This window comes from Caulobacter sp. GW821-FHT09H08 (assembly GCF_059415885.1).
In genome coordinates this window covers 145845-158069 of sequence record NZ_JBWKOC010000006.1, presented here as the reverse complement: position 1 = coordinate 158069, position 12225 = coordinate 145845, and the positions used below count along the sequence as shown (strand labels likewise).

General features: G+C 68.4%; 6 protein-coding genes. All 6 read right to left on the bottom strand.

The genetic code is table 11. The annotated features are described in order from the left end of the window. Positions 1-15: 15 nt before the first annotated feature. Positions 16-1584 carry a glycoside hydrolase family 43 protein gene (locus AC07NN_RS20745; RefSeq protein WP_494645324.1) on the bottom strand — a complete coding sequence of 523 codons (1569 nt, stop codon included), beginning with the start codon at positions 1582-1584 and terminating at the stop codon, positions 16-18. A 131-nt stretch (positions 1585-1715) separates the two neighbouring features. Beyond that, positions 1716-4442: a TonB-dependent receptor gene (locus tag AC07NN_RS20740; protein ID WP_494645322.1), complete on the bottom strand. Its 2727-nt coding sequence runs from the start codon at positions 4440-4442 to the stop codon at positions 1716-1718. Between the two features lie 142 nt (positions 4443-4584). Next, positions 4585-5631 (bottom strand): LacI family DNA-binding transcriptional regulator, encoded by a 1047-nt coding sequence (locus AC07NN_RS20735; protein WP_494645320.1) that lies wholly within the window; start codon positions 5629-5631, stop codon positions 4585-4587. 53 nt (positions 5632-5684) lie between these two features. Continuing rightward, the gene (locus AC07NN_RS20730) at positions 5685-8144 is read right to left on the bottom strand and encodes a glycosyl hydrolase 115 family protein (protein ID WP_494645318.1); all 2460 of its coding nucleotides are present in this window, start codon (positions 8142-8144) and stop codon (positions 5685-5687) included. Between the two features lie 100 nt (positions 8145-8244). Further along, positions 8245-9036 carry an acid phosphatase gene (locus AC07NN_RS20725; protein WP_494645316.1) on the bottom strand — a complete coding sequence of 264 codons (792 nt, stop codon included), beginning with the start codon at positions 9034-9036 and terminating at the stop codon, positions 8245-8247. Between the two features lie 69 nt (positions 9037-9105). Beyond that, the gene (locus AC07NN_RS20720; protein WP_494645314.1) at positions 9106-12201 is read right to left on the bottom strand and encodes a TonB-dependent receptor domain-containing protein; all 3096 of its coding nucleotides are present in this window, start codon (positions 12199-12201) and stop codon (positions 9106-9108) included. Positions 12202-12225 lie beyond the last annotated feature (24 nt).

Here is a 12225-nt window from a genome sequence, read left to right as displayed (position 1 = left end):
AGGCCGCGCCGAAGCTCAAGTCGTCCCTGGCGTCACGTAGCGGAACCAGGTGAAGTCCGCCGGCTGGCGACGCCCGGTCAGGTCCTGGGCGCACAGGCCGATGAAGGCGCCGGTGAAGTTGGCGCCCTCGCCCTTGCCAGCCTCGTCGGACAGCACCGAGGCGTCGAGCTCGGGTCCGACTCGGGCCCAGGCCTCGCCGTCCAGCGACCAGCTGAAGACCAGGCGCTCGTGATCGACCTCGACACGCAGCCGCACCGGCCGCCCCTTGGGCAGCGGAATGCGGGCGCCGTTCAGCGGGAAGGTGTTGGCCAGCGACAGGTCGCCGTTGCAGGACATCAGCCCGAGGTGCTTGCCGGCCACCTCGTCCCACGAGACGTACAGGTAGTGGTGCTTGTGGCCGTTGTAGTAGGCGACGAGCCCGGCCATCTGCTGGAAGCTGTCGGGCTCGAAGGTCAGCTCGGTCTCGGCTTCATAGACGAACTCGGTCTGGCGGCGCGCCACCAGCGCCTGGCTGAAGAGCCCGCCCAAGGCCTCGCGTCCCCGCAGGCGCAGGGAGCCGGGCTTCTCAGCCAGGGAGAAGACCTCGGTCGGGTCCGGCGTGCGCAGCCACTGGAAGTCCGGATCCAGGCCTTGCGGCGAAAACCGGTACAGGCGCTCCTCCGCGACGGGCGCTGGTGGAGGCGCCGCCTCGCCCGGGATCGCGCGCAGCCAACCGTCCAGGCTCCAGGCGCAGCGGGTGATGGCGCTCTCACGGCCCATGGGGCTGCGGCGCAGGCCGGGGATCGGACGGCTGCACAGATGCATGACGACCGGCGCGCCATCGGGCGCCGTCGCCAGGCTGCCATGGCCCAGGCGCTGCAGCGGCGCCTCGGGCGTCGGCTTGGCGGTGATCAGGGGACCGGCCGGGTCGGCTTCATAGGGGCCCTCGATCGCGCGACTGCGCGCGGTGGTGACGGCGTGGTCGTAGCCGGTGCCGCCTTCGGCGACCATCAGGTGGTACCAGCCGTCACGACGGTAGAGGTGCGGGCCTTCGGTGAGACCCACGGGGCTGCCGGCGAAGATGTTGCGGATCGGGCCGAACAACCGCTTCCCGATCGGGTCATACTCCTGCAGCAGCACACCGCCGAACGAGCTCCGGTCCGGCCGATGGTCCCAGACCATGTTGACCAGCCACTTGCGGCCGTCCTCGTCGTGGAACAGCGAGGGGTCGAAGCCGCTGCTGTTCAGGTGGACGCGCGGGCTCCAGTCGCCGTCGATGGTCTCGCAGGTGGTGACGTAGTTCTGGGTGTCCTTGAACACCCCGTCGAACCGCGTGACGACCGTGTAGACCAGCCAGAACTTGCCATCCGTGTAGGACAGGCACGGCGCCCACACGCCACAGCTGTCGGGAACGCCGCGCATGTCCAGGAGGTCGGGCCGGTTCAGGGGACGGGCGACCAGGGTCCAGGTCAGGAGGTCCCGCGAATGGAAGATCTGCACGCCCGGGAACCACTCGAAGGTCGAGGTGGCGACGTAGTAGTCGTCGCCTACCCGCACCAGGCTGGGATCCGGATTGAAGCCGCGCAGGGCAAGCTGGCTGGTCATCAGGCTTTCGGATTTTGGAGAAAATGAGGGCGGTCGCGACAGGCTCGCGCGACCGCCCGAAAGTCCGCCGGTCCGGGGAAGTGTTGGACCGGCGGCCCGACGTCAGGACGAGACGGCGGAAGGTCCTCGGATCAGAAGTAGACGCCCGCGCGCAGGCCGTAGAAGGCCGGCGGACTGAAGGCGTAGCCGGTGACGAAGTCGTTGCCGTTGCGGCGGTTGAACGTCGCGTAGCTCTCGCCGGTCACGTTCGTGCCGTAGGCCTCGGCGTACCACTTCTTGTCGTCGGGGGCGTAACGCAGCGACAGGTCGACCGTGGCGTAGGCCTTCTGCTTGTCGCCGTTGTTGCAGACGTCCTTGCCGGTCGCGATCGAGGTGTAGCACCCGACGTTCCACAGCGAGAGGAAGTAGCTGCTGGAGTAGTTCACCTGCCCCCAGGCCGTGACGACGCCACCGTTGCCGAGGTGGAAGTCGTGGCCGTAGTTGACGTTGGCCGTGAGCTTCGGCGCGAACGGCAGCTTGTTGCCGGCGATGGCGGTGATCGGCGGGCAGCCGCCCTTGCGGTCGCCGCAGGCCAGGGCGTCGGTCAGGATGAACGGCAGGCGCGTCGTGTCGATGTTCTTGATCTTGTTCTCGGCCATGGCCGTCACGAAGCCGCCGATGCGATCGTTGGCGGTCGGAGCCCAGCTGAACTCCAGCTCCAGCCCGCCGATCGCCGCCGAGGCCAGGTTGATCGGCACCAGCTCGGTCATGTTCTGCATGGCCGGGGTGTCGAACAGCTCCTTGGCGCAGTTGGAGATCTGCGTGGCCGAGAGGTTGTTCCTCAGGGTCTTCGGATCGAACTGGACCTGGCTGAAGATCGGGATGCCGGTCAGGCCGGGCACGAAGTCCTCGACGAAGCCGTTCCCGTCGAAATCGCCGAAGGTGTAGGGGCAGAACTGGTCGCCGAAGTCGACCAGGATGGCTTCCTGCTTGTCCTTGTAGTCCATGTAGAAGGCCGTCGCGGCGATCTGGGCCGGGCCGCCGCCCAGCTCGAAGCGCTGCTTCCAGCCGACCTCGTAGCTGGTCAGCTTCTCGGGATCGAGGACGGGCGTGTAGACCTTGTAGGACCGGGCCTGGAAGTAGGTGTCCTGGAAGGTCCCCGACTTGTAGCCCGTCGCCACCGTTCCATAGAGGTAGGTGTCGTCATTGGGCTTGTACGACAGGGTCAGGCTGTAGTCGGTGTTCGACCAGCTGTGGTCGTTGTTGAACAGGCGGTCGAACGGCGCAGCCACACCGCCGCTCTGGGCGGCGATCAGGGCGCCAGCAGTGCCGGGCGCGGCCGGGAAGCCGGTGACGCGCGAGATGCCCTGATAGACCGTGTTCTTGCCCGAACGATAGTCGGCGTCCGAGATGCCCTTGGCCATCAGGTAGTACGGCACGCCGAAACGGGCCTGGGCGCCGTCGCCGGGGAAGGCGTCGTAGCGGCTGCCGTCGTGGTCGGTCTTGCGGTCCTTGGAGTGGCGCACGCCGAACTTCGCCGCCAGTTGGTCGGAGATGTCCCAGTCCACCGTGCCGTAATAGGCCTCGGACTTGGCCACCCGGCTGGGCTGCCAGAAGTCGATCAGGCCGTCGGCGATCAGCGGCAGGTCGATCCAGAGGTTCCGCTCGGTGTCTTCCTTGAAGTTGAAGTAGCCGGCCACCCATTTGACCGGGCTGTCATAGGTCGAGGTCAGCTGCAGTTCGTGGCTGCGCGACTTGGTGTGGAACGGGCGGTCCCAGAAGTACTGCTGGTCGGTGCCCGGCGCCGTCGACGGACGGTAGCGCGAGACGCCCGAGTCCAGGTCGATGATCATCTCGTGTTCGTAGTCCGTATGCCCGTACGTGTACTTGGCCTCGACGGCGCCTGCGAACTCGTACTTCACCTCGGCGCGCAGGGACTCGATGTCCATGTCGGTCTTGTTGGCCACCGACATCCAGGCCTCGTACTCGTGGCCGCGCACGGTCAGCGGGGCGGCCGGCGACTTGGACTGGTACTTCTCGTAGGTCAGCAGGATCGAGCCTTCCGGGACCGGCTTGAACAGGGCCGACAGGCGCACGGCCTGGTGGTCCAGGCTGCCCGCGCCCTTCGACTTCGAGGTCGGGTCGCCGAGGTTCAGATACGGGTTGGCGGCCGGCGTGGCGCCGTTCCGCGTGTCCAGGTGCAGGTCGTAATAGGTGTCGCGCTTCTGGGCGAAGGCCGTGGCGCGCAGAGCGATCTTGTCGCCGATCGGCACGTTGATGGCGCCGCGCACCATGCGGTCGTCATAGTTGCCGTACTGGCCTTCCAGCTTGCCGCTGAACTCGCCCAGCTTCGGACGGGTGGCGATGACGTTGATCGCGCCGACAGTCGAGTTGCGGCCGAACAGCGTGCCCTGCGGGCCGCGCAGCACTTCCACCCGGTCGACGTCGAACAGCAGGTTCCATGCCGCCTGCGGGCGGGACATGTAGACGCCGTCGACGTGGAAGCCGACGTTCGGGTCGCCCTGCTCGGTGAAGTTCGAATTGCCGATGCCGCGCATGCTCATCTGCAACGCGCCCATGCCCAGGGTCGACTGGTCCGAGACCTTCAGGTTGGGCACCAGCTTGTCCAGTTGCAGGGCGTTGGTGATGCCCTGCTTCTCCAGCGTCGCGGCGGTGACGGCGGTGATCGCCACCGGGGTCGTCATCAGCTGGGTCTCGCGCTTGGTGGCGGTGACCACGACCTCTTCCAGGGCCGGGCCCTGGTCGGCGGCGGCCTGTTGAGCGGAGGCGCTGGTCGCGACGCCCATGGCTGTGAAGGTGGCGATGGCCGAGACGCCCATCATCAGCGCGCCCCGAGCGCGCCCGGTGAACCGGATCATGTTTCCTCTCCCGCGCGGACTGGCCCGCACTCCCCTGTGCGCTCTGCGGCGCGTTGCGTTAGCGCTAACATTCATGTCGATGCGTTAGCGCTAACGCAAGAGGATTCTTTCCGGCGCGTCCGAAAAGTTCAGGGATCGGGGATCAGAGGCTGGCGGCGGACTCGCGGACGACCAGGCGGAAATCGGCCTGGACGCCAGTCGGGCCCGGCTCCGCGCCCGTGCGGCGGGCCCGGACATGGCGCAGGAGCAGCTCGATGGCCCCGCGCGCCATCTCGCCGATCGGCTGGTGGATCGTCGTCAGCTCGGGCCAACTGGTGGTGGCCAGCAGGCTGTCGTCGAAGCCGACGATCGACAGGTCGCCGGGCACATCCAGGCCTCGCCGGTGAGCGATCGACATGGCGGCCGAGGCCATGTCGTCATTGGCGGCGAAGATCGCCGTCGGGCGATCGGGCGCGTCCAGCAGCGCGATCGCCGCGTCGATCCCGGACCGGTAGGAATAGTCGCCCGCCGCCACCGCGTGCGGCTGGAGGTCGACCGCGCCAAGGGCGTCGCGGAAGCCCTGCAGGCGGCGCTGCGCCGCCAACTGCGCGTCGTCGCCCGTGATGAAGGCCACCTTGCGATGACCCAGGCTCAGCAGGTGCTCGGTCATGGCCCGGGCGGCGGCGTAGTCGTCCAGGCGCACGGCCAGCACGCCCTCGTCCTCGCGGGCCGAGGCGACGGCCACCACCGGCTTGCCGGCCTTGCCCAGGAGGTCCAGCGCCTGATCCGAGTCGCACAGCGGCGGCGGCAGGACGACGCCGTCGACGCCCTCCTCCACCAGCTTGGCGACGGCGGCGGCGATGGCTTCGGGGCTGTCGCAGCGATGCAGCAGCAGGTGGTCGCCGGTGCGGCTGATCTCGTCCATCACGCCGATCAGGAACTCGCTGAGATAGGCGCCCGACGGGTTGGTGTAGAGCAGGCCGATCCGCGTCACGCCGGCCGAGGCCAGGCCCCGCGCGGCGGGACTGGGCGCGTAGTTCATCTCGCGGATGATCTCGCTGATCCGCGCCCGCGTGTCCTCGCTGACCCGCCCCTCGCCATTGATGACGCGCGAGACGGTCATGATAGACACGCCCGCCCGCGCGGCCACGTCGGCGATGGTCACGCCCTGCAGGCGGCGACGCTGCGGCTTTTCCGGCGCACGGCTCATGCTTCGCCCATCGCGGGGAAAGGGTCGGAAAGCAAGTCCGAAATGCGCATGGGCTAGTGGCCGGCGACCTCGGGCGGCGACAGCATCAGGCGATCGACCGCCACGCCAGAGCCGCGCGCGGTCACCACGACCTCGTGCGGCCCGGGGGCCAGCGCGACACCGGCGTCGACGCGCAGCAGGTTGTCGAGCACGCCCGCCGACCAGCTCTTGTCGCCCGTGACACGCGGCGCCGAGATCGCGCGCGGCGCGCCGCCGTCGATCGCGACATCCAGGTTGAGCGCCGTGTCGCCGGCGTTCGGGAACAGCGGCAGCAGGCCCAGCTCAAGCCGGCGCGCTCCCCCCTCGGGCACGTCCAGCGTCATGGCGAGGCTGTCGCCAGCGGCCCCGGCCACGAGGCTCCCATCGCCTCGGCCCAGCCCCTCGATCTTTATCCAACTGCCGCTGGCTCGGCCGGCTTCAGCCTCGAAGACACCAGCGGGCGACGCTATTGATGCGGCGGAGATCTTGGCGAGGAAGGGCCCGGGATCGCTCACCAGCCCCCGCGCCGGCAGCACCACGAGCGGCGTCCGGAAGCTGCGCCACTGACCGTCGGCGGGTTCCTCGCTCATGATCCAGCGCCACTTGCCGCCGGCGATCTCGTCGTTGAAGCGCCGGGTCAGGCCCTTGATCTCGTCATCGGCCGCCACGGCGACCGCACCGGCCGAGCGGGCCAGGAGGGGATCGCTATCGATCAGTTGCCGATAGCGCTCGGCGGCGAAGAAGCGACGGTTAGCGGCGGCGGAGGCGCGCACCGGGTAGTCAACCAGTTCGAAGAAGGCGTCGGAAAGCTCGGGTCGGACCTTGGCCCGCACATTATCGGTGACCGCGACGAGGCCGGCGAAGCGCTTGAGCCGCCCATCGACCCACGCCGGGCCGCCATTGGCCCGGCCCCGTTCGTCCAGACCCGCGCTCTGCAAGAATTCCGGCCGCAGTTCGAAGTTCAGGCGGTAGTAGTCCTCGAGCACCCCGCCCACGGCGCCAGCCGCGTCGCGGCCAAACGTCCGCCCCGACCAGTCGTCGAGGAAGGCGCGCTGGCTCTTGCCTCGCCAGCGGTCGATGTCCCAGGCCATCTCCAGGAACAGGCTGGTCCCGATCTCAGCCGGCTTGATGTCGCCGACATTGGCGATCCAGATGGTGCGGGCGCCCTGGTCGTAGGCGCGGGTCATCTCGGTCTGAACCAATGCCGGCGGGGTGGTCGACAGCCACAGATAGGCCAGCGGCGCACCCAGATAGGACAGGTGATAGTAGACCCCCGCCCCGCCCGCGCGCTTGCGCTCGGCCGCCTTGGGGAACTGGCGGATGTAGCCGAAATTGTCGTCCGGCCAGACAATGGTGACGTCGTCCGGCACGTCCAAACCGCCGCGATAGATGTCCAGCACCTCCTTGTACGGCACGAACATCTGCGGGGCGCGGGTCAGGGTCGGGTCAACGTGCTTCCGCAGCAAGGCGCGCTGGTCGGCAATGATCCTATCCAGCAGGGCGACGCGCTCAGGCGTCGTCTTGGCGCCGACGATGCCGGAGTCGTGGATGCCGCGCATGCCCAGGGTCCACAGGGACTCGTAAGGCCCGTTGGCCTGGACCCGCTCCTCCCAATAGGCGCCGACGCCCTTCGGATTGATCGCGTAGTTGAACTGGTCGGCCGGCGCTGTCCATTCGCCGACATTGTTGCGCAGCATCGGCTCGGCGTGGGACGAGCCCATGACGATCCCGTACTCGTCGGCTAGGCGCGCATTGGCCGGATCGCTGTTGAACGCCGCGCTGGTCTTGTGCATCGCCGGCCACAGGGTGTTGGCCTTCAGGCGCAGCAGCAGCTCGAACACCTGCTCATAAGTCTTGGGTCCGATATTGCCGCGCGCAGGATCATGGGTCCGCGCCGCCCACGGGAAGAGGCCCCAGTCCTCGTCGTTGATGAAGATCCCGCGATAGCGCACCGACGGCGGCCCGAAGCGGCGCATGCCCGGCGGAACGGTCAGCTCGGTCTTCCTGGCCGGCGTTACGTCCGCCCACCAAGTCCAAGGCGAGACGCCGATCGCTTCACTCAGCTCGAAGGCGCCGTAGGCGGTCCCGCGACGGTCGCTCCCGGCGATCACCAAGGCGCCGCCGACCGGCGCGATGACGAAGCTCTCCCAGGTCCCGCGCAGCTCCGCGACCTTCAGCTTGCCGCGTGCGGCTAGGTCATCGACTAGCCGGCTCTTGCCCAGGGTTCCGAGGATGATCGCGGAGCCGCCGTTCTCGACCGTCTTGGCGGCCACGACGCGCGGCTTGGCGCCGGTCACCGCCGCGACGTCGTCGGCCAGCATCGTTGCGGCATGGGCCACGACCTTGGCGTCGGCGGGGTCGTAGTAGATCGTCGCGGCGCGCCCGCCGTTGGCGAGGACGAAGCCGCCCCAAACCTTGCCCTCGATGACGAGGGGTTGATCGGCGGCCCAGCCGAGCGCGGGGATCAGCAGCGCCAGGCCGATGGCGGCCAACACGGCAAGGACCGTCCCGCGTTGTCTCCCGACGTTCAGAACCCGACGCATGCCCACACTCCGATGAACTTGCGCCTCTTATGTCTGAGTAATGACGCCTTCGCTAGGGCGTCGGCGGCGTTGGGCGCGCTCGACACGCGGCCAGCCGCGTCGCGTCGCCGGTGCGCTCGGCCCGAGCGCAGGCGAAGTCCTCCTGGAACTCCGGCGACGCCTTCACCCGCTCGTAGACGGCCGTGGCCATCAACTGACCGGCCTGGACGTCTGAGGGGAAGTGCGCGCCGCAGATCACCCGGCTGTCGCCATAGGCCACGCCGCGTTGCAGGATTTGCCCCGCCCGCTCGGGCGCGAGATCGGCCAGAGCTAAGGCCGCCGTCCAGCCGTAGGCCGTGTGGCCCGACGGATAGGAGGTGCGCTTGGTCAGGTCGGGATCGGGGTCCGGCGCGGACTTGCCGCAGACACGGGTCAGCTTCATCACCTGATACGGGCGAGCGCGCTGATAGACGTCCTTGGCCGCGAAGATCGGCCGGCTCACCGTGCGCTCCAGCCGGTTCAACAGCCGGATCGTGAACGGCAGGCTGGCGCGCTCCAGCTTGGCCCCGAAGGCTTCGGAGAAGCGGTCGTACAGCCGGTCGGCGTCGGCTTCCGCCTCGCGCCAGCGTTCCGGCGTGGTCTCCTTCTGGCGCTTCAGCACGGCCATGGCGTCGTCGAAGGCGATGGTTTCGCCATCCTTCGGCGGACCGGCCAGCACGTTGAACACCAGCGCCTCGTCCTTGAGATAAGGCGTGAAGCTCTTGCGATCCTTGGCCTCGGGCGTCTCCCATTCGGGAGAGCCGGCCATGGCCGAGCCGGCGACGAGAGCCAGGGCCAGGACGAGCGAAACGGTGGGTCGAGCCATCGGCGTCTCCCGGATCAGAAAAGGGGGGCGGCCGGAGCGAGGGGGGCAGGCCCCGGCCGCGACGGCGCGTCAGTAGTCGAACTGTAGGCCGAGCGTGAACGCCCGTCCCGCCACGCCGTAGACCGAGCTGTAGTTGTAGGCGTTACCACTGTCGGTGCCGTCCGGCAGGAACGGCCCGTACTTGTCGAACACGTTGCTGACCGTGCCAAACACGCGGAAGCGCGGGTTCTTCACGTCCGGCGAGAACTTGAAGCTGACATCGTGACGCCAGTAGGCGTCGACGTTCAGGTACAGCGGATCGGTGAAGCCCGACTGCTTGGCCAGCGCGACGCGTTCGTTGCTGTCGACGACCTTGCCGATGTAGCGGGTCGACCACTGCAGGTTCCAGCGGCTGTTGCGCCAGGCGATGCTGGCCTTTGCCTCGTTCTTGGCCGTGCCGATCTCGCCGATGTCCTCGGAGCGTTCGACGCTGGTGATGCCGTTGAACTCGGTCGAGAGCTCCAGGCGGCGGCTGTAGTTGATCTTGGCGGTGAACTTGCCCGGCACGCCCCAGCGGTCCAGGTCGAAGCGCCACAGGGCCGAGACGTCGACGCCGCGCGCCCGCATCTCGTTGAGGTTCTGCTCCTGGTTCAGGATGCGGACCAGCTGGCCCGAGCTGTCGCGCGTGATCGTGGCGCAGAAGGCGTTGTTGACGCCCGCCGGGTCCGAATAGCAGCCCAGCAGCAGGCTGGCGTTGCTGAGCGAGGCGATCACGTCGCTGACCTTGATGTCGTAGTAGTCGACGCTGGCCTGCAGGCCCGGCAGGAACGACGGCGTGTAGACGAGACCGACCGTGATCGTGTCAGCCGTCTCCTCGTGCAGGTTGGCGTTGCCGCCGTTGGGCGCCTTGATCGAGGTCGAGACCTGCCGGAACGTGTGGTCGGCATTGGCCGTGATCGCCGCGGCGATGGCCGTGTTGGCCCGGCAGTTGGTGGCGATCACGCCGGTCGTCGCGGCCGTTACGCCCGAGCAGACGTCGACCACGGTGTCGGCGTCGTCGCGCGGCGGCGAGTAGAGCTCGCTGGTGTCCGGCGCGCGCTGCGCCCTTGCCCACTCCGAGCGGACGCGCAGGTCCTTGAACGGCGACCACTGCACGCCGGCGCGATAGCTGGCGGTCGTGTCGACGGCGTCGAGATTGTACTTGGCCACCCGCGCGGCGGCGTTGACGCTCAGGCGGTAGGCGCCCGGCAGGTCGCGCAGGATCGGAAACGAGGCTTCGGCGAAGAGCTCGTTGGCCTTGATGACCCCGCTGTACTCCGGGATGTAGGACGAGCTGCCCAGGCCGTTCTGGACGAGCGGATCGGTCGTCGTGCGGGTCTTGTCGCGACGGCTCTCGAAGCCGAAGGCAGCCTCGACCGGACCGGCCGGCAGGTTGAACGCCGTACCCGCCATGTAGCCTTCCACCGTGTCCTGGCGGTTTTGCGGGTGGTACCAGGTGTTGGCCCGGATGTAGTTGGCCATCTCCGGCGTGATCGAATTGACCCCGAGGATGTTCAGCGGCACGCAGCCATCGGCGCGGGCGGCGGCGCTGCGGCACTGGATGACGCCCGTCGAGGTGCGCTCGCTGTCCAGGGCCCACGAGACGCGCTGCAGGTTGACGGTGTTGCCCCGGATCTGCAGGCCGTCGAACTCGCCGTAGCCGTAGGTCAGCTTCCAGTCCCAATCGGCGAAGGCATGGCCTTCCAGGCCTAGCCACCCGCGAAGGGTCTTGCGCTCGTTGTGGATCAGGTTGTCGCCGACCTCGACCAGGCGACGGCGGAAGTCGATGCCGGAGCTGGAGGCGGCGGCCTTGATCTCGGCCGGGGCGAACGGGTTCAGGGTGCGCGACATCCGGCCGACGGTGAACTCGTCATTGACCCCGAAGGTCGTCGAGTTGCTGAACGAATAGGGCTCGCGCGAGCTATCCGTCGTCACCTTCGAATAGAGGAACTGGCTCCACAGCTTGATGTTGTCGGTGACGTCGTAGCTGACCTTCACCGCGCCGTTCAGCGTGTCGCGCGGGGTGATCAGCACGCCGCGTGTCCGGTTCTCGAAGCCGTCCGTCGCGGTGACGAAGTTCGGACGCAGGCCGGTCTGGTCGTAGAACCAGCGACCGCTGATGAAGCGCCCGCCCGGGGTGTTGGTCGACAGGTCCGGCGCCGTGACCGTATTGGTCGACTGCGAGTAGATCAGCGACTGGGTGGCGAAGTCGCGCTGGGTGGCCATCAGCCGAAATTGGCGATCGAAGGTCAGCCCGCCCATCACGTAGAGACGGTCGTTCAGCAGGCGCTTGCCCGCGCCGACCGAGTACTCCAGCGACTCCCCGCCGCCGTGATCGGTCGTGCCGCCGACGACGCGCAGGCGCAGGCCGTCCAGCTTGCGCTCGGTGATGATGTTGACGACGCCGGCGATGGCGTCCGAGCCGTAGACGGCCGAGGCGCCGCCGGTGGTGACTTCCACCCGGTCGACGAAGAACTCGGGGATGGAGCTGAGGCTGACCGCGTTCTTGTTGCCGGCGTTCGACACCGTGCGGTGGCCGTCGATCAGGGTCAGGGTGCGGTTTTCACCGAGGTTGCGCAGGCTGACGGTCGACAGGCCGTTGGCCTGGGTCGCGGTCTGGCTGTTGGTCAGGGCCACGGCCTGGTCGACGCCAGGCATGTCCTCCAGCGCCTCGGCCAGGTCCATGTAGCCCTGCTCGAGGATGTCGTCGCGATCGACGGCGATCACCGGCGTCGGGGCGTCGAAGGTCGAGGCCTTCAGGCGCGTGCCCGTGACGACGACCTCTTCGACCAGCGCGGCGTGCTCCACCGGGACGTCGGCTTCGGCGGACGGACCCGGCGATCCCTTGACGATGGCGATGGCGCCCGAGCGGTCGCGGCGCACCGACAGACCGGTGCCGGCCAGGATGCGGCGCAGGGCCTCATCGCGCTCCAGCGCGCCGTGCGCGCCGGCCGAGGCCGCGCCCTTCACGTCGTCGACGCGGTAGACCAGCTGCACGCCGGTCTGGCGCGTGAAGGCGTCCAGCGCCGCCTTCAGGTCCCCCTTGGGGATGTCATAGGCTCGCACCTGCGCCGTCGCGACGCCGGCCATCACCAGAGCACAGACGCCGCCCGCGAGCGCCGCCTTCAAGAACTTCGTCCGAACCATGATCTTGTACACCCCTCACGGGGC